Genomic DNA, 17,814 nt, shown 5'->3' on the forward strand with positions numbered 1-17,814 from the left:
TGGATGTATAATATTTTATGAAACCGATTACGATACAGCGAATTCAAAATATTGGTGAAAAAAATAAGGCGTATTTGGAATTTTATTTTAAAAAAAAGAAAAAAACAGTATTCTTAGCAAACTGTTTGTTTTTACGAAAAATATAAATTTTCAGATTACTGATATTTATTTCACCCAACAGTAAAAAAAATAATGCATTTATTGAAAAAACAGGTGATAATCATAAGCTAACAACAAAAAAAACCGGCATATACCGGTTTCTTTCTCAAATATATAATTCCAAAGACCTACTTCACCAGACTTGCATATTCTTTGGCAAAGTACGTAAGAATAACCTTTGCTCCAGCCCGTTTAATACTCAACAACACTTCGAGCATGGCACGATCGTTTTCGATCCAACCCTTTTCTGCAGAAGCTTTGATCATACTATACTCTCCAGACACATTATATGCTGCAATTGGCAGTGGGAAATTATCGTTTAGCAATTTGATGATGTCCAAATACGAAAGTGCTGGTTTTACCATCAAAAAATCTGCACCTTCTTCAGTATCCAGATCTCCTTCAATCAATGCTTCCTGAGAATTTGCAGGATTCATCTGGTATGTCTTTTTATCTCCAAATTTCGGGGCAGAATCCAACGCATCCCGGAAAGGCCCATAAAATGCACTCGCGTACTTTGCTGTGTATGACATGATAGAAGTGTCAGTAAACCCACTCTCATCCAACAACTCACGGATATAGCCTACTCTGCCATCCATCATATCTGATGGGCCAATGATATCCACACCAGCATCAGCTTGAGCCAAAGACATCCTGGCAAGAATTTCAAGCGTTTCATCATTTAAGATTTTGCCATCTTTAACTAATCCATCATGACCATCACTGCTATAGGGGTCCATCGCAACATCAGACATCAGACAGACTTCGGGGAATTGCTTTTTTATTTCACGGAGTGCTTTTAAATAAAATGTCTCTGGATTATAGCTTTCTGAAGCTACTGGGTCTTTAAGAGACTCCGGATAGGCAGGGAAAACATCAAAAGCAGTGATACCGAGCTTAAGACATTCCTCTATTTCTTTAAGAAGTAGGTCTTGAGAAAATCTGAAAATCCCAGGCATAGACTGAACTTCAATTTTCTTATTTGAACCTTCGATGAGAAATAAAGGAAAAATTAAGTCTTTGACTGACAAACTGGTTTCTTCCACTAAATTCCTAACTGAATCAGATTTACGGTTTCTTCGCGGTCTTCTTAGCATGATTTATTTAACTGTTGAGAACTCCCAAAGTTAACCATATGGTTTTTATCCATTCCTTTTATAAAAACAAAAAGCATCTCCATAATTGAAGATGCTTTTACTTTTAGGGTTAATATGATCAGAAATTCACCTGCGCCTGTATTCTAAGCAGCCCCCCCCTCTCTCTATTCAATGGATCCAGAGAATTCTGTGCAGATCTATCTGATATTGTGTACATCGTGACCAATTCCAAAGCTTTATGAAATTGCCACTCTACCCCCAGTTCAAGCTCACTTACCCGATGTCGAGTGGCATCCACTTCAAACTTCTTTCCTCCTGAGTAGTAGTGATAACGTGTGAAAGGTATGATAGCACCTTTACTTGTTTTTTGCATATAGGAAGCCAACACGTAGCCGCCTTTCAAGGGAGCGTCTTCGACATCGTTGGTTTCAGGATTGTATTGTGGTCCTCTTCCCCAGTTGAATTCCGCCTGAAGACCAAATGGCTGAGGATAAATAACAAAGGTCGGCCCGAATCTAAACTCTGGAAATTCTACCTGATCAAAGTCTGTCAGGGGATTTCTACTGATCACAAACTTGCCAGCATACCCTTGAAAAGAAGCTTCAATGAATTGCCCGGAAGCTAACTTCATAGGATAGCTAAATCTAGAAACCACATGGAAGTTTCTGTTTCTTTCTGGCAAATTGGCTGTTTGTCCATTGTAAGCACCAAAGCCAAACATTCCATAATCCCCAGAACCTTTAAGACCAGAGGAAACTAAGTACTTAAACCTCTCACGAACCTCGGTAGGTGCATAGTAAAAGAACAAACCAATATCCCGTTCATTAAGGACAGCAGAGTTCAATCCGTCATTTCGATCCAAAGGAAGGCGGTTTTGGCTGGACTGTAGATTCTCAAAACCAAAAGGAACTTTGGACTGCCCAATCCTAAGCCTGAATTCTTGTTTGGCATCTAATCCTAAATCGAAATAGGCATCCCGGATCTGAACGAAGTTTTGGCCTCCCGAAGCAAAATCAGGCTGTATATACATATATATACGTTCATGGATTTGTCCAGAAAATATCATCCGGATCCTGCGAAGGAAAAACCCTCCAGTACCCCATGATTTATCACATTGAGAACAGCCCAAATCGGGGTTTGTTTCAAAAAGACCGTTGTATCGCATCTGAGCATAACCTCTCAGCTGAATACGGTCATACCATCCAACTTGAGTTGATGGCACAGATGTTTTTGCCGGCAGCGAATCCCCCTCAGCGCCCCTTGCAAAAGCGCTTATTGAGATCATTGTCAAGACGACAACTGCTGCAGCGAAGTGGATTCGCATACAGTAAGTTTTTTAATTGATAATTTACAGCGCCGCAAAAGTCCAACTTCAATATTTACTCAAAGTGTCTCCTATATTATTTATCCATTAACAAAACGAAAAAATTAATCAAATTTCAACGGGTGATTTATGATAGATTGAGTCAAAAAGACATTGGAGACGGTTTTCTATATTAAGCTAATGTTAACTGTATATTCAATGTTAACAAATATTTAAAAAATTGTTACGCTGATCTCAGTTAGTCAAACAACGAATATAAGGTCGAAACCTCCAACTTTTCATAATTATCAATAAAAAGATCACAATTCGGCAGCTGATCCTTCGTATGGCTAGAAAGTACCCCTACCACTTTCATTCCGGCATTTAGCCCTGCGCTGGCTCCAGAGAAAGAATCTTCAAAAACCAAACAGTTTTCAGGCTTCACACCAAGATTTGCTGCAGATTTTAAGTAAACTTCTGGATCAGGCTTATGCTTAGTTACGTCTTCCGAGGCAAGCTGAGATTGCATTTGATTGCCAATATCCAGAGCGCCAATAATTAAATCAAGGTTTGCACGCGGGGCCGAAGTCGCCACTGCTGTCAATAATCTTTCAGATTTTAGCTTCGCAAAAAACTCCATAAAACCCCTAATTGGATTTACTTCATCCTTATATATTTCTCTGAAAAGCCCTTCTTTTTCGTTTTCCAGCAAAGCCAACTCCTCCCCTTCAATTTTCCTTCCCAAGAAATGGCTCAGAATGTATCCGTTATTTTTCCCGTACATATGTTCTGCATATTCCGCTTCCGTCGGATTTAGATTTCGCTTCGCAAAAAATCGCTGGAAAGCAATGGAGTGAAATGGATTGGTATGGCAAATGACGCCATCCATATCAAAAATTACTGCTTTTAACATGAGCTGGTTAAGTATTTAAGTCGTAAAATTAAGGATAAGACTCTAAAAAACCCTCCCAAGTTCCAAATACAAGGGAGGGCTTCCTTTCTTACAAATACTGATTACGTATTATTTTTCAAATGCAGCTATGGTCTTCTCTATAATATCACAACATTCATGAAGTTGCTCTTCAGTCATCACCAATGGTGGAGCAAAGCGAATAATATTCCCATGAGTTGGCTTCGCCAAGAGCCCATTATCTTTTAGTGCCACGCAAATATCCCAGGCCGTGCTGCTTTCTTCGGTATCATTGACCACCACAGCATTGAGAAGGCCTTTGCCTCGCACCAGCTTGACTATAGTGTAGCGATCAACCAATATTTGCATACGAACTCTGAATAGTTCACCAAGTTTTCTGGCGTTTTGAGCTAGGTTCTCATCTGAAACTACCTCTAGGGCAGCCATTGCCACTTTGGCCCCAAGCGGATTTCCACCAAATGTGGAACCATGTTGACCGGGTTTGATTACGCCCATAATGTGGTCATCGGCCAGTACAGCAGACACAGGATAGAAACCGCCAGAAATCGCTTTGCCCAAAATCAACATATCTGGCTTCGTATAAGTGGACTGTTTCTCGCATGATTTTTCACACGTACAATTCCCACAAACTGCTAAAAGCGATCCAGTCCTGGCAATTCCAGTTTGAATTTCATCAGCAATAAGAAGTACGTTTTTTGCTTCACATGCAGCCTTAGCCTGTTTGATATAATTATCAGAAGGCACATAAACACCAGCTTCACCTTGAATCGGCTCCACCAAAAAGGCTACCACATCAGGATCCGAAAGAGCCACTTTTAAAGCATCAACATCATCATATGGTATTTTAATAAAACCAGTTGTATAAGGACCAAAGTTTTTACGTGCATTCTCGTCATTAGAAAAGGAAATGATTGTAGTAGTCCTTCCGTGAAAATTATTTTCAGCTACAATGATCTTTGCTTGATTTTCATCTACTCCCTTTTTCTCGTACCCCCACTTTCTGGCAATTTTGATAGCCGTCTCAACACCTTCCGCGCCTGTATTCATCGGAAGAACTTTATCAAAACCGAAATATTCAGTAATGTATTTTTCAAATGGCCCAAGCACATCATTATGAAAAGCCCGGGAAGTCAAAGTCAAAGTACTCGCCTGCTCAATTAAGGCATCTTTAATCCGCGGATGGCAGTGTCCTTGATTTACAGCAGAATAAGCTGACAAGAAATCATAATATCTTTTGCCTTCCACATCCCATAAAAAGACTCCTTCTCCCTTTGCCAAAACAACTGGTAATGGATGATAGTTATGAGCTCCGTATTTATCTTCTAAAGCTATAGCTTGATTACTTGAAGTTATAGTCTGCATGTTTTTCTTAATTTTGTGTACTATATAATAAGGACTGGATAAGCTCAAATATAGTAATTGCCATTGCCCTAACCATGAAAGATACCAAGAAGCCTGCCGCAAAAGCAGCAATAAGTCCGGAAGACTTTTATTATAATGAGCAGGGATTAATGGTATTTACAAAAAAATACCACTTAAAACGTGGCTATTGCTGTGGCAATGGCTGTAAACACTGTCCCTACACAAAAGCCTGAGATAAAAGGAAATATTTTTGAAATGCATTGTTGCAAATCCCCCAAAAGTTCCGATATTTGCAGACTCATTACAGAAACGGATACAATTTACTATACATTACCATGGCAAAAGTTTGTGACATTACCGGAAAAAGACCTCGAGTAGGTAACAACGTGTCCCATGCAAACAACAAAACTAAGCGTAGGTTCTACCCAAATCTTCACAAGAAGACGTTCTACGTTCCAGAAGAAGATGCATGGATCACTTTGAAAGTTTGTACTAAGGCATTGAAGACTATCAATAAGAAAGGTATCACTGCGGTTTTGAAAGAAGCTCAGGATAACGGGATGATTGTAATCAGATAATCAAGGTCACTACCCTTAAATCAATACAAAGATGGCTAAGAAAGGCAATAGAGTACAAGTGATTATGGAATGCACGGAGCACAAAGCTTCTGGATTGCCAGGTACTTCAAGATACATCACTACCAAGAATAGAAAAAATACTACTGAAAGATTGGAATTGAAAAAATTCAACCCAATTATGAAGAAGGTAACTGTTCATAAAGAAATTAAATAATTTAGCTCGGAAGCAATTCCGTTAAAACGATAAGATTATGGCTAAGAAAGTAGTAGCAACCCTTAAGAAAGAAGGCGGCGTAACTTACGCCAAAGTTATCAAGGCGGTTAGATCTGAGAAGACTGGCGCTTATACCTTCAGAGAAGAAATGGTTCCTTCCCCTTTGGTACAGGACACCTTGAAAAAATAAGTTGCATTTTGCAGCATAAGGCATTCTAGTCCCTCTGTCCATCGGTCAGCAGGGACTTTTTCGTTATATTCCACTTTCAAAACGCATACCCATGGGAATCTTTGGTTTCTTTTCAAAAGACAAGAAAGAAAGCCTCGATCAAGGCCTTCAGAAATCAAGCGAAAATATTTTTTCAAAACTCAGTAAGGCCGTAGTTGGCAAGTCCAAAGTGGACGATGAGATTTTGGATGAATTGGAAGAAATTCTAATCACCTCCGATGTGGGGGTGGACACTACTATCAAAGTCATTCGAAGAATTGAGGAACGAGTAGCACGTGACAAATATGTAAACACAGCAGAGCTCGATGTGATTCTCAAAGAAGAAATTGAAAACCTTCTAAAGGAAAATAACTCTCAGGATCTAATGGATTTTGACCTTCCGGAAGGCAAGAAACCCTATGTCATCATGGTAGTAGGAGTCAATGGTGTGGGTAAAACCACTACTATCGGAAAACTGGCAAATCTTTTCCAATCCGCAGGAAAGTCAGTCATCCTAGGCGCTGCGGATACGTTCAGAGCTGCAGCAGTAGATCAATTAATCCTTTGGGGAAATAGAGTCGGCGTACCTGTTGTGTCTCATGGCATGAATACAGATCCGGCTTCGGTGGCATTTGACGCGGTAAAACAAGGAGTAGACACTAATGCAGATGTCGTCATCATTGATACTGCCGGGCGACTCCACACCAAAGTGAATCTCATGAATGAACTTGGTAAAATCAAGCGTGTCATGCAGAAATTCATCCCTGATGCACCACACGAAATCCTATTAGTTTTGGACGGATCCACCGGTCAGAATGCTTTTATACAAGCCAAGGAATTTACGAAAGTCACAGAAATCACTTCTCTTGCAATCACCAAACTTGACGGAACCGCTAAAGGCGGAGTGGTAATTGGAATTTCGGATCAATTCAAAATCCCGGTCAAATACATTGGAGTAGGCGAGAAAATGACTGATTTACAGATTTTCAACCGAAAGGAATTTGTGGACTCCCTCTTTACTAAGAAAAAATAAGAAAACAAACCTATTCACATACCCCGACAAACATCGGGGTATTTTTTTTGCGAAAAATTTGAACCTTGTTTGAAAAATGCCGTAATTCAATATGATATCATTTTAACATCATAATAATATGGAAAAAATAACTAAACCTATTTCTGGATATATCCTTATCCTCGTTGTTCTGGCTCTTATTCCAGTAGCTATTTTCAGTTTTATAGGTGATCAGCCAATAATAGGCTTTGCAGCAGGTTTATTATTCTTTGTCTGCATTCCAGGCTTTTTCATCGTGGAGCCTAATAAAGCAATGGTTCTTCTGCTTTTTGGTAATTACATAGGCAGTGTAAAAGCAAATGGTTTCTATTGGGTCAATCCTTTTATGACAAAGAAGAAAATTTCTTTACGAGTGAGAAACTTCGAGAATAAGCCTGTCAAGGTGAACGACAAAATCGGGAACCCAGTAATGATAGGCACCATCGTAGTTTGGCAGGTGGAAGATACATTCAAGGCTACTTTTGATGTGGATGATTATGAAAACTTTGTGCATCTCCAATCAGATGCTGCAATCCGAAAAATGGCGGGACTTTATCCATACGATAATTTTGAAGCTGAAGAAGCTGAGGTTACGCTGAGATCTGGTGTAGAAGATGTCAATCATTCACTGGAGCAAGAAATTAGTGAGCGTCTTCATCATGCGGGAATCAAGGTAATTGAAGCTAGAATTTCGCACTTGGCCTATGCTTCTGAGATCGCATCTGCTATGCTTCAAAGACAGCAAGCCACAGCTATCGTAGCGGCTAGACAGAAGATCGTGGAAGGTGCAGTTGGTATGGTGGAGATGGCCTTAGCCGATTTAAAATTAAAAGATATTATAGAATTTGATGACGAGAAAAAAGCTGTAATGGTCTCCAATCTGATGGTAGTGCTTTGTTCAGACAAGAGTGCAAGTCCTGTCCTCAACGTCGGCACACTAAACCAATAGCTATTATGTCTAATCGGATTTTCAAAGAAAGCCAGACATATTTCGGCACCTGGGTCATGTATTTTATAATACTGACGGAGGTGCCAATCCTGATACTACTTACAGTATTGTATGCTACTTCAAATGACAAACAAGAAATGGCAATCGCATTAGGGGTAGTTTTGGCTACTATGGCCTTGTTATTTGCCCTTATTTTCAATCTAAAACTTGAAACTAGAATCGACGCAAAAAGTATCGCCTTTAGATACACTCCATTTATTAGAAAATGGAGGCATTTCCCTAAAAAAGAAATAAAATCATGTAAAGTAATCACCTATAGCCCTATCACAGACTATGGCGGCTGGGGGTTCAAAGGCAATAAAACAACCAAAGCTTATTCAGTACTAGGAAACGAAGGGCTTCTCATGGATGTGGGTGAAAAGAAAAAAATAATGATAGGAACGATGAAGTCCAAAGAACTGACGGACTTCATGAAAAATTGGATGGAGGAATAAATTATGCCAAAGAAGAAAGCATTTGCACTACGGCTGGATGAGAACATGATGAAAGCGATCGAAAAATGGGCCGCAGATGAGTTTCGTAGTACCAATGGTCAGCTCGAATGGATCATTCGTGAATCATTGAAAAAAGCTGGACGCATACCAAAAGGCGATTCCAACCATTCGGATACGTAGTAAACAAGCCGAAAACTTATATATTGAAGCAGTAAAACCTTAACCACTGACAACCATGAAAAAACTAATTTTATTATTTGCTCTTTTAGTTGGGGTAAACTACTTTTCGCCCGCTGAAGCTCTCGCTCAAACAGTAATTTCCTCAGGAATAGATAGTAAAACCCAAGAGAAAATTGAGAAAGCGAAGATCAAAATTGAGAAATACCAAAATGATCATGAAAAAGCAGTGGCAAAGCGGCAAGATCTGAGAGAAAAATTTGAAAAGAAAAATTCCGCTGGCAAACTGTCTCCTAATGACATCGAGAAAATCACTAAAAAAATTGAAAAGCAAGCGAAGTCGATTGAAAAGCTGGAGAAAAAGATGGGTAAACTGGAAAAATTCATCAACGAAAATTCCTGATTCATTACTATTGGCTAATTCGCTTCTGGTACATATAACAACTCTCCTTTTTCAAAATCATATAAAGTAAGTGATCTCAGCTCATAGTAAGCCATCCAAAAGTCGCGTAATGAAGTATAAAAAGCTCTTTTATTAGAGTCTTTTTCATTTTGGGCTATATTCAGATTGGTGATGGTCACATTGCCAGTCTGATACCTTTTGAGGGCGATTTCGTACCTGCGTTGAGCCACATCGTCAGAGATTTTAGTCACGTTCAAACGCTCCTTTATCATCAAGAAATTCTTTACCATAGTGAAAATTTCCTGCTCAAAATTAATCAGTTCCTGTGCCACCGTACTTTCCACAAGCTCCTGGTTTGCCATAGCCATAGACATGCGGGCTTTATTTCTACCCCAATCTAAAATCGGAACTGACAGTCCAAGACTGACCAAAGCCTGAGTATTTGGATTCTGATATATGTCCGGGAAATTAAAAGCCGCGTTATTGTAACCATACCTAGCGTTTAAAAGAACTTGAAAACGCTGCCCACGCGCTTGGGCCACCTGAGACTCTGCCTCAGTTTTCTGCCGTTCATATCCTATTGCTTCTGATCTATTTTGAAAGGCAAGCTCTATCGCCCGCTCCACATTCACCTCAAACTCGGGAATATCTATTGGGGAAACGAGATTCAAATTGGAAGATTGATTCAAGCCTATAAATGAGTTCATCGCAAACGCAGCACTTTCCAAATCTACCTGCGCCTGCGCAGCAGCCTGCTGCGCGTTTAAAACCTGCAGTTCCACCTGTAAAAGATCATCTTCCGGGGTCACACCCAATTCATTCCTCTTTTTTTCTATCGCAAAAATATCCTCTGTATTCTTCAGGTTAGACGCCGCGATCTCCGAGTTGACTTGGGCAATAAGATAATCGAAGTACAACTGAGTGACGTAGATAGAAACTTCCTCCATTTCCTGTACATATTCCCGCTTACTCTCTTCATATAGCAAAGGCTCAATCTTCTTATCCCATTTGTAAGGATTGAATGCAAATATCGGCTGATTCAAAGCCACACTTATCGGCACCCCGGAATACCTGGTCTGAGGTTGTCCTGGATTTGTCAGAAAATTATCAAATCTATTGGTTGAAGTATTCACAGACACTGTCCCTCCGGTAGCACCTATCACCTGCTCCAATCCGAGTCCCAAATCCATCAGATTCTGCTTCACTTCTATGAATTCTATGGAGCCGTCTGGCTGCGTGATATTATTAAATTCCTGATAATATTGAGGAATCGTACCCGTCAGTCTCAATTGGGGGTTATAATTTGACCTGAACAATCTATACTGCCAATAACGGTTTTCCCGTCTTGTTTTTGCTCGTAGGGCCACTGGTGAACCATCCTTTGCCTGCTGCACTAGCTCCTTAAGTGTGAAAGTTTTTGTCTCCTGCGCAGCAGCAAAATCAAGTGATGAACAAACTAAAACCAGAGTAATAACAGTCTTGATAAAAAGTAAATTTCTAATCTTCATAAAGTTGTTTTTTAGGATTGAAAAAGGAGGATAATTCACATCAACTAAAATACTGATTGATTCTACACAAACAAGAATCTTATTGCACTTCAAATCCTAAAAAATCTAAAAAAGACAAAACATTATATTTAATTACGCTCCTTTTGACCCTTTGCGTAACTTGCAGGCTGATTCAAAATAACCATGAAGTCCATTATTAGCTTTGTTATTCGTTATGTCCCTAGACCACTTCTACAACGAGTAAGTCCCTTGGTGATGAAAGTTTTTGCCCAGATGAATTCCGGCAAAGACGTCACTTGTCCGGTATGTGATCACAGCTATAAGAAATTCCTACCCTACGGCCGAATTGCCAGAGCAAATGCGCTTTGTCCAAATTGCCTCTCCTTGGAACGACACAGATTAATGTGGCTTTTCCTCAAAGAGAAAACAGATTTTTTCACCGCTCCACTTCGCGTGCTCCACGTAGCGCCAGAACATTGCTTTATCGAGCGATTTGAAGGGTTAGACAACTTGGATTATATCACAGCTGATATTGAATCACCTTTGGCTAAAGTCAAAATGGATGTGCATGATATTCCATTCCCAGACAATAGCTTTGACGTAGTCTTTTGTAACCATGTACTGGAACATGTAGAAGATGACCTCAAAGCCTGTGCTGAGTTCAATCGCGTATTGAAGCCAAGCGGCTGGGGAATACTTCAGTCGCCTGTATATCCTATCGAAAAGACGTTAGAAGACAAGACAGTTACTGATCCGGCTGAGCGAGAACGAATTTTTGGACAGCGCGATCATGTCCGTAAGTTTGGGAAGGACTATGCGGAGAGATTAAGAAAGTCAGGAATAAAAATTGAAGAGAATAAGTTTGTGAAGGAAATCCCTTCTGAACTATTAAAGGTAAATGCCCTTCCTTCTGAAGAAATCATCTTTGTTTGTAAAAAAGGAAATTAACCTTTACTAGCTTTTTTTAGTAGTTCAAAAGGCAAACCAACTCCATATGACCACAGCTGCAAAATAGAAGTAATCCAACTTAATGCTCCCACCTTAATTGAGCTGTTTTGTGAGGATGAGGATAAAATCACCCCCATGCTCCATAATAAAAATATTCCAACACTGATCTGAAATAAGAATTTGTTTAGGAAATATAAAAAGGGAATACTGAGGCTGAAAAGCAAAAAAGCTGTAGGTAGCCAGTGAACCAGCTTTATTGCACCGGGATGAAATCTGGATACATTCACCCGATTTCTACCGAAGGAGAAGGCTTGCTTTGCAAATGAAAGGAGCGTGTTTTTGCGTTTATGATAAACAAAGGCTTCTCGAACCAATTCAAGTTTGAATCCAGCCTTTTTAATTCGGATACTCCATTCAATGTCCTCGCCTTGATTTGGATCTACAAAACCACCGGTAGCCTCAAACACGGCTTTTGATACACCCATATTAAATCCTCGGGCTTGATATTTAGATGGATCTTTCATTTTACCACGAATCCCACCAGTTGTCCAAACCGAAGTCATCGCAAAGTCCATTGCTTTTTGTAAAGCAGAAAAATCCTCACCGGCAGCATCAGGGCCACCAAAAGCATCAAGATTCCTATATTGAATCACTTGTGAAAGCTTTTGTAAATAATCCGTTGGCAAAAGGACATCAGAATCAAGAATTACAAAAAAATCACCTTTAGCGATCTTCATTCCGTTATTCCTGGCAAAGCCTTGCCCAGTATTAGGTTGTATTAAATATTGAATAGGAAGTTGAGACTTGAATACCTCTAAAATTTCAGATGAGTCAATAGTAGATCCATCTTCAATTACTATTACTTCAAAATCATGATAATTTTGAGTTTTTAGACTTTGTAGCAGTTCCCCTAATTCATCAGGTCTATTATAAACCGGTATGATAACCGAGAATTTCATCAAAAGTCGAAGTTAACCTCTTCATCAATTTTGTATTCTGTTTCTTTAGATTGATTGGAAGTCATCAGTTCGGCAATAAAACCCGTCACAAATAACTGCACGCCGATAATTAAGGCGATCAAAGCCAAAAAGAATAAAGGTTGCTCAGTGATTTCACGCACAGATATACCTTTACTGAGCCCATAAACTTTCTGAAAAATCAACCAGCAAGTGATAATAAAGCCTGTTAAAAATGACATACTCCCAAGAAGTCCAAAGAAATGCATGGGTTTCTTTTTATACCGATGTACAAAAGAGACAGATATCAGATCAAGGAACCCATTTAAAAAGCGCTCTAATCCAAATTTAGAATAGCCGTACTTTCTGGCCTGATGCTGAACTACTTTTTCTCCTATTTTCCCAAAGCCATTCCACTTCGCAAGCAAGGGAATGTAACGATGCATTTCGCCATAGACTTGGATATTCTTTACGACTTTTAGTCGGTAGGCTTTCAGTCCACAATTAAAATCATGCAATTTGATCCCCGAAATCCATCGAGTAACCCCATTAAAAAATCTAGAAGGAATTGTTTTACCTAGCGGATCATGACGCTCTTTCTTCCAGCCAGACACAACATCAAGCTTCCCTTCTGTGACCATCGCGTATAATCCTGGGATTTCATCTGGACTGTCCTGAAGATCTGCATCCATAGTGATTACGACGTCACCACAAGCTTTTTTGAAACCCGCATCCAGTGCAGCTGATTTCCCGTAATTTCTGGTGAAATTAATTCCTTTCACCTCATTGAATTGCTGTGAAAGCGTATTAATAATCTCCCAAGAAGTATCAGAACTGCCATCATTTATAAAAATCAACTCATAAGAAAAGCCGTGATCATGCATGACACGGCTAATCCATTGAGTTAATTCAGGCAGTGACTCCTCCTCGTTAAATACAGGAACTACAACTGAAATCTGGGTCATAAATTAATAATCGAGAGACTTGTCTCTTTTCTTGAGGATTGCTGCCAAAATTAAAGCAATAATTGCATAAACTATCAGCCCGAAACCAAAACTCATAAGCTGGCCAGAAAGGGTGAATCCTTTAGCAGCACCCGTTCTCATTTCTTCCAAAACGGCTGGATCCATAGTATCAGGATCTTGCCCGAACTTTTCCATAATGGACATTTGGGTTTCAAAAGCCTGATCTGCTAATACGCCAGCCAAGGAAGGATCAACGACTTGAAATAAAAGGATCTGCCCGATCAAACTAATCAAGCCAGAGATAACTATAGCAATAAAACAAAAATTAAAGGCTGTCCCAAAACTCATAAAGCCACCCAATTCTGTCCTATATTCTTTTCCAAAGTATATTATGAGTACTATAAAAACGACAATTGCAACTAGCCCGAACCATCCTGAACCTAGTAGTGTAGAATCAATGAAATAGGCTATAAACGTAAGTGCTAGAGAAACCAAACCGATTGTTAGACCTGGTTTGATTGCTGCCTGAAAAGGAGATTGTTGTTCTTCCATGAGTTCGTTAGTTAGGATTTTTTCTTAAAATAATAGATATAATAATAGTAAAAAACAGACCAGGGATGATTTTCCAAAGCGCATCGTTCAATGCGATATCCCAAGGCAGCATGTTTTGGATGCTTTCAAGGGTCAAATTAAAGGAATTTTCTCCCACCTGAGCCACTATGGATTCCTTACTATCGGACAATACTTCAAGTTTTGATTCTTTGACCTGCTCAAACAAAGTGGAATGTAATAAAAGCACCAACCATATTCCTCCAAGAGAGACGATTGCTTCTAACATATAAGTGACAAATCCCACCGACATCCCTTCAGCAAAAGACAAATAGCCATTATTACTATATTCCTTGAAAAATTTAATAGCCAAAAAGATTGCCACAGGTGTAATCACATAGCCAAAAACCAGGTTTAAGTTGGTAGGGTCCGGGTACAAAAATGAGAGGGAAATGAATGCGATAACACTGAATGCACCTGCTATTCCTCCGAATTTGTAGGCTGAGCTAAAATACTTATACATTAGCCTCTAGTAATTGCCCTTTTTGAATCACATATTTCACCTGACCTTTAAGCTTCTTTCCATACCAAGGTGAATTAGATGAAAGTGATTTATTTGACTTCTCATCATATGTCCACTCCTTCTCTGGATCAAATATGGTCCATGAGTTATTAAGTTTGTGAGGCAAAATAGCCTTTGGACCTGAAGTGATTTTTTCAATAAGCAGTGACCATCCAAGCTCATTTTCAAGTTTCACTAGGGCTGGAAGAAATGTTTGCAACCCTACCATACCAACATTAGCCAGATCAAATTCCATAAACTTAGAATCTCGATCTTCTGGCTGATGATTACTCACCAGTGCATCAATTGTCCCATCCTTAATACCTTCAATTAATGCCATTCTATCCGCATCACCTCTGAAAGGAGGCAACACTTTAAGATTTGGATCAAAGTCCATTAAATCACCATCTGAAAACAACAATTGATAGATAGATACATCAGCTGTAACATTCAGTCCTTCAGTTTTAGCTTCCCTTATAAGGTTAACTCCTTTTGCAGTATTCACTGTTTGAAAATGAACTCGGCCTCCTGTATATCGGATAATCTCAAGATTTCTTTGAATAGCTACATCTTCTGCAAGATTTGGAATTCCTTTTACACCAAGCATTGTAGAATTTTCACCCTCATGCATGTGCCCAAAGATTGCGAGTAAGGGATCATAAGCATGATCAAACAATACCCCGTCAAACTTCTGGAGATATTGGAGTATTTTCATGTAGCGATCTCCATTCGCTAGAGGCTTAACGCCCTCTCCAAAAATTGAAACACCTGATTGATGGTGCATATCAAGAATCTCAGTGAAATTCTCTCCATCGGTGTCCTTAGTAACAGCTCCCTGAATAAAAAGCTCTGGTGTATATTTCCTAGATCTATTCAGGACAAAATCCACATCACCCTTAGACTGAATAACTGGGTCTGTATTAGGCAATATTACAGCTGCTGAAAACCCACTAGATAGCAAGGAATCAGCGAGACTTTCAATAGACTCTTTATATTCATGACCTGGTTCGCCCAACCCACATCTGAGATCTACCCAACCCTCCGATAGCAGCCATCCAGAAGCATCAACTTCCTGGTCAAATTGTGATTTTTGACTAGAAGAAGCAGGTGTTAACTCTCCATTTTCAAAAACGTAATCAGTTAATTCTTCAGAACCAGCTTGATTAATAATACGGAGATCTTTAAATAGGATGGACATTCAAATTTACTTTGATGCAAAACTGCAATAATATTCTAAAAATGAAAAGTGGAATTTGAAATAGTATTTTAAAAGGCTTCTACACAGAATCAATAAATACTAGCATTTAAAATGGATAGCAAAACACTTCCAAAAAGCCTGATCGATTTAAGTCACTAACAAATCATAGAACAGATGTCTTAGATCCATTTAATTTAAAAACACAAAAGTATATAAAACCAAAACCCAATGGAATTAACCATCGGGCTTAGGATAAATGAGGCTGCATTGGACTCCTATCGTTGGCTGTTCTTCCGGGTTTTGTATTCACTTACCAAAACAGGCGTTAACGCAAAAAAGCCAGCTGGTTAAAGCTGGCTTTTGAATAAATGAGGCGGCGACCTACTCTCCCGGGTGTAACCCCAGTACCATCGGCGCTGCAGGGCTTAACTTCTCTGTTCGGGATGGGAAGAGGTGGGACCCCTGCGCTAGGCCGCCTAAATTGGAAGACTTAAGTAGCTAGTATCAAGTAGCAAGATCTCTTTCGTATCTCAACCAGTCTCCTGTCTAGCGTCTATTGTCTAATATCTTAAGTTAATAACATGTCTTTGCAGAAACTGTAACAAACGTAGGGTAAGCTTTTGGGCAATTAGTACTACTCGGCTATGACATTACTGCCTTTACACCTGTAGCCTATCAACGTCATCGTCTCTGACGGCCCTATTTGGAAGTCTCATCTTGAGGGGAGTTTCGCACTTAGATGCTTTCAGCGCTTATCTCTTCCCGACGTAGCTACCCGGCAATGCAATTGGCATCACAACCGGTACACCAGCGGTCAGTCCAACCCGGTCCTCTCGTACTAAGGTCAGGTCCTCGCAAACTTCCCACGCCCGCAACAGATAGGGACCGAACTGTCTCACGACGTTCTGAACCCAGCTCGCGTGCCACTTTAATGGGCGAACAGCCCAACCCTTGGGACCTTCTTCAGCCCCAGGATGTGACGAGCCGACATCGAGGTGCCAAACCTCCCCGTCGATATGAGCTCTTGGGGGAGATCAGCCTGTTATCCCCAGCGTACCTTTTATCCTTTGAGCGACGGCTCTTCCATTCAAAACCGCCGGATCACTATACCCGTGTTTCCACCCTGCTCGGCTTGTCGGCCTTACAGTCAAGCTCCCTTATGCTATTGCACTCCTCGTACGGTTACCAAGCGTACTGAGGGAACCTTTGGAAGCCTCCGTTATCCTTTTGGAGGCGACCACCCCAGTCAAACTACCCACCAAGCAATGTCCCCGAGATTCGGGTTAGATACCAAACAAACAAAGGGTGGTATTTCAACAGTGACTCCACGAATCCTGGCGAACCCGCTTCAATGTCTCCCACCTATCCTACACATCATTTGTCCAGTACCAATACTAAGTTGCAGTAAAGGTGCATGGGGTCTTTCCGTCCCGTTGCGGGTACGCGGCATCTTCACCGCGACTACAATTTCACCGAGCTCATGGCTGAGACAGTGCCCAGATCGTTACACCATTCGTGCAGGTCGGAACTTACCCGACAAGGAATTTCGCTACCTTAGGACCGTTATAGTTACGGCCGCCGTTTACTGGGGCTTCGATTCAATGCGTCTCTTACGATAACATCCCCTCTTAACCTTCCAGCACCGGGCAGGTGTCAGGCCTTATACTTAGTCTTGAAACTTTGCAAAGCCATGTGTTTTTGTTAAACAGTCGCCTGGGCCTCTTCACTGCGGCCTCTGTTGCCAGAGGCGCCCCTTCTCCCGAAGTTACAGGGCTATTTTGCCGAGTTCCTTAGCCATGATTCACTCGAGCACCTTAGGATACTCTCCTCGACCACCTGTGTCGGTTTGCGGTACGGGTAATTATACGCTTAACGCTAGAAGTTTTTCTTGGAAGCCCTTAGGATCACTATCTGATTGTCCGTAAACGCTCAGTACTATCAGCTTCGGCTAAACCCACGCATTTAACTATGGGTCCAATACCTACTACCTTTAACGCGGTATTCCGTCACCGCGCGGATCTTTCATCACTCCGTCGCTCCTTCACCTGTATAATTAGTATGGGAATATTAACCCATTGTCCATCCACTACCCCTCTCGGGTTCGCGTTAGGTCCCGACTAACCCTGATCCGATTAGCGTTGATCAGGAAACCTGGGTCTTACGGTGTGCGGGTTTCTCGCCCGCATTATCGTTACTTATGCC

Annotated in this window: 21 protein-coding genes and 2 rRNA genes (1 of these 23 only partly in view); 11 read left to right on the forward strand and 12 right to left on the reverse strand. The window is 40.5% G+C overall.

Annotated features, from left to right (window positions below):
• Nucleotides 1–287: 287 nt before the first annotated feature.
• The 4 genes from hemB to rocD form a co-directional block, all read right to left on the reverse strand.
• A complete protein-coding gene (gene hemB / locus ACPUEN_RS11980) occupies nucleotides 288–1,256 on the reverse strand; it encodes a porphobilinogen synthase (protein WP_425636106.1) in 969 nt (322 codons plus the stop codon).
• A gap of 118 nt (nucleotides 1,257–1,374) precedes the next feature.
• Entirely contained in the window at nucleotides 1,375–2,580 is a 1,206-nt protein-coding gene (locus tag ACPUEN_RS11985) for a porin (protein WP_425636107.1), read from the reverse strand.
• A 238-nt stretch (nucleotides 2,581–2,818) separates the two neighbouring features.
• Nucleotides 2,819–3,472 carry an HAD family hydrolase gene (locus tag ACPUEN_RS11990; RefSeq protein ID WP_425636109.1) on the reverse strand — a complete coding sequence of 218 codons (654 nt, stop codon included), beginning with the start codon at nucleotides 3,470–3,472 and terminating at the stop codon, nucleotides 2,819–2,821.
• 108 nt (nucleotides 3,473–3,580) lie between these two features.
• Nucleotides 3,581–4,852, reverse strand: coding sequence for an ornithine--oxo-acid transaminase (rocD, locus tag ACPUEN_RS11995; RefSeq protein ID WP_425636111.1), 1,272 nt, complete (start codon nucleotides 4,850–4,852; stop codon nucleotides 3,581–3,583).
• A 74-nt stretch (nucleotides 4,853–4,926) separates the two neighbouring features.
• Between rocD and ACPUEN_RS12000 the strand changes: the two genes are divergently transcribed.
• The 9 genes from ACPUEN_RS12000 (at nucleotide 4,927) to ACPUEN_RS12040 (ending at nucleotide 8,926) form a co-directional block, all read left to right on the forward strand.
• A complete protein-coding gene (locus ACPUEN_RS12000; protein ID WP_425636113.1) occupies nucleotides 4,927–5,085 on the forward strand; it encodes a DUF5522 domain-containing protein in 159 nt (52 codons plus the stop codon).
• A gap of 102 nt (nucleotides 5,086–5,187) precedes the next feature.
• Complete coding sequence (rpmB, locus tag ACPUEN_RS12005; protein ID WP_057939354.1) at nucleotides 5,188–5,430, forward strand: 50S ribosomal protein L28; 243 nt, start codon at nucleotides 5,188–5,190, stop codon at nucleotides 5,428–5,430.
• 31 nt (nucleotides 5,431–5,461) lie between these two features.
• A complete protein-coding gene (gene rpmG, locus ACPUEN_RS12010; RefSeq protein ID WP_057939355.1) occupies nucleotides 5,462–5,644 on the forward strand; it encodes a 50S ribosomal protein L33 in 183 nt (60 codons plus the stop codon).
• A 37-nt stretch (nucleotides 5,645–5,681) separates the two neighbouring features.
• The gene (locus ACPUEN_RS12015) at nucleotides 5,682–5,834 is read left to right on the forward strand and encodes a DUF4295 domain-containing protein (protein ID WP_111610562.1); all 153 of its coding nucleotides are present in this window, start codon (nucleotides 5,682–5,684) and stop codon (nucleotides 5,832–5,834) included.
• A gap of 91 nt (nucleotides 5,835–5,925) precedes the next feature.
• Nucleotides 5,926–6,885, forward strand: a complete 960-nt coding sequence (gene ftsY, locus ACPUEN_RS12020; RefSeq protein ID WP_111610561.1) for a signal recognition particle-docking protein FtsY — start codon at nucleotides 5,926–5,928, stop codon at nucleotides 6,883–6,885.
• Nucleotides 6,886–7,003: 118 nt separating this feature from the next.
• Nucleotides 7,004–7,852 (forward strand): SPFH domain-containing protein, encoded by an 849-nt coding sequence (locus ACPUEN_RS12025; protein WP_111610560.1) that lies wholly within the window; start codon nucleotides 7,004–7,006, stop codon nucleotides 7,850–7,852.
• Nucleotides 7,853–7,857: 5 nt separating this feature from the next.
• On the forward strand, nucleotides 7,858–8,346 hold the full coding sequence (locus ACPUEN_RS12030; RefSeq protein WP_425636116.1) for a hypothetical protein: 489 nt from the start codon (nucleotides 7,858–7,860) through the stop codon (nucleotides 8,344–8,346).
• Nucleotides 8,347–8,349: 3 nt separating this feature from the next.
• The gene (locus tag ACPUEN_RS12035) at nucleotides 8,350–8,526 is read left to right on the forward strand and encodes an Arc family DNA-binding protein (RefSeq protein ID WP_111610558.1); all 177 of its coding nucleotides are present in this window, start codon (nucleotides 8,350–8,352) and stop codon (nucleotides 8,524–8,526) included.
• A 55-nt stretch (nucleotides 8,527–8,581) separates the two neighbouring features.
• Entirely contained in the window at nucleotides 8,582–8,926 is a 345-nt protein-coding gene (locus ACPUEN_RS12040; RefSeq protein ID WP_425636119.1) for a hypothetical protein, read from the forward strand.
• Nucleotides 8,927–8,940: 14 nt separating this feature from the next.
• Here ACPUEN_RS12040 and ACPUEN_RS12045 read toward each other — a convergent pair whose 3' ends face one another.
• Complete coding sequence (locus ACPUEN_RS12045; RefSeq protein WP_425636121.1) at nucleotides 8,941–10,434, reverse strand: TolC family protein; 1,494 nt, start codon at nucleotides 10,432–10,434, stop codon at nucleotides 8,941–8,943.
• 183 nt (nucleotides 10,435–10,617) lie between these two features.
• Between ACPUEN_RS12045 and ACPUEN_RS12050 the strand changes: the two genes are divergently transcribed.
• Nucleotides 10,618–11,382: a class I SAM-dependent methyltransferase gene (locus ACPUEN_RS12050; protein ID WP_425636123.1), complete on the forward strand. Its 765-nt coding sequence runs from the start codon at nucleotides 10,618–10,620 to the stop codon at nucleotides 11,380–11,382.
• On the opposite strand, the gene ACPUEN_RS12055 is transcribed toward ACPUEN_RS12050, so the two are convergent.
• The 5 genes from ACPUEN_RS12055 to ACPUEN_RS12075 are packed head-to-tail and all read right to left on the reverse strand — an operon-like array spanning nucleotide 11,379 to nucleotide 15,612.
• On the reverse strand, nucleotides 11,379–12,341 hold the full coding sequence (locus ACPUEN_RS12055) for a glycosyltransferase (protein ID WP_425636125.1): 963 nt from the start codon (nucleotides 12,339–12,341) through the stop codon (nucleotides 11,379–11,381). The genes ACPUEN_RS12050 and ACPUEN_RS12055 overlap by 4 nt on opposite strands.
• On the reverse strand, nucleotides 12,341–13,303 hold the full coding sequence (locus ACPUEN_RS12060; RefSeq protein WP_111610553.1) for a glycosyltransferase family 2 protein: 963 nt from the start codon (nucleotides 13,301–13,303) through the stop codon (nucleotides 12,341–12,343). Before ACPUEN_RS12060 ends, ACPUEN_RS12055 begins: the two co-directional genes overlap by 1 nt.
• Before the next feature lie 3 nt (nucleotides 13,304–13,306).
• On the reverse strand, nucleotides 13,307–13,855 hold the full coding sequence (locus ACPUEN_RS12065) for a DUF4199 domain-containing protein (protein WP_425636128.1): 549 nt from the start codon (nucleotides 13,853–13,855) through the stop codon (nucleotides 13,307–13,309).
• Between the two features lie 7 nt (nucleotides 13,856–13,862).
• Nucleotides 13,863–14,375, reverse strand: coding sequence for a DUF4199 domain-containing protein (locus ACPUEN_RS12070; protein WP_111610551.1), 513 nt, complete (start codon nucleotides 14,373–14,375; stop codon nucleotides 13,863–13,865).
• A complete protein-coding gene (locus ACPUEN_RS12075) occupies nucleotides 14,368–15,612 on the reverse strand; it encodes a dihydroorotase (RefSeq protein WP_111610550.1) in 1,245 nt (414 codons plus the stop codon). Before ACPUEN_RS12075 ends, ACPUEN_RS12070 begins: the two co-directional genes overlap by 8 nt.
• A gap of 228 nt (nucleotides 15,613–15,840) precedes the next feature.
• On the opposite strand from ACPUEN_RS12075, the gene ACPUEN_RS12080 reads away from it, so the two are divergent.
• Nucleotides 15,841–15,963 (forward strand): hypothetical protein, encoded by a 123-nt coding sequence (locus ACPUEN_RS12080; protein ID WP_425636130.1) that lies wholly within the window; start codon nucleotides 15,841–15,843, stop codon nucleotides 15,961–15,963.
• A 17-nt stretch (nucleotides 15,964–15,980) separates the two neighbouring features.
• Here ACPUEN_RS12080 and rrf read toward each other — a convergent pair.
• Together rrf and ACPUEN_RS12090 are read right to left on the reverse strand one after the other, a co-directional pair.
• Nucleotides 15,981–16,092 (reverse strand): 5S ribosomal RNA (gene rrf / locus ACPUEN_RS12085).
• A gap of 128 nt (nucleotides 16,093–16,220) precedes the next feature.
• Nucleotides 16,221–17,814: ribosomal RNA gene (locus ACPUEN_RS12090) — 23S ribosomal RNA — on the reverse strand (it continues 1,284 nt past the right edge of the window).

Origin of the sequence: Algoriphagus yeomjeoni, from assembly GCF_049821175.1 — a bacterium.
Classification (GTDB): Bacteria; Bacteroidota; Bacteroidia; order Cytophagales; family Cyclobacteriaceae; genus Algoriphagus; species Algoriphagus yeomjeoni_A.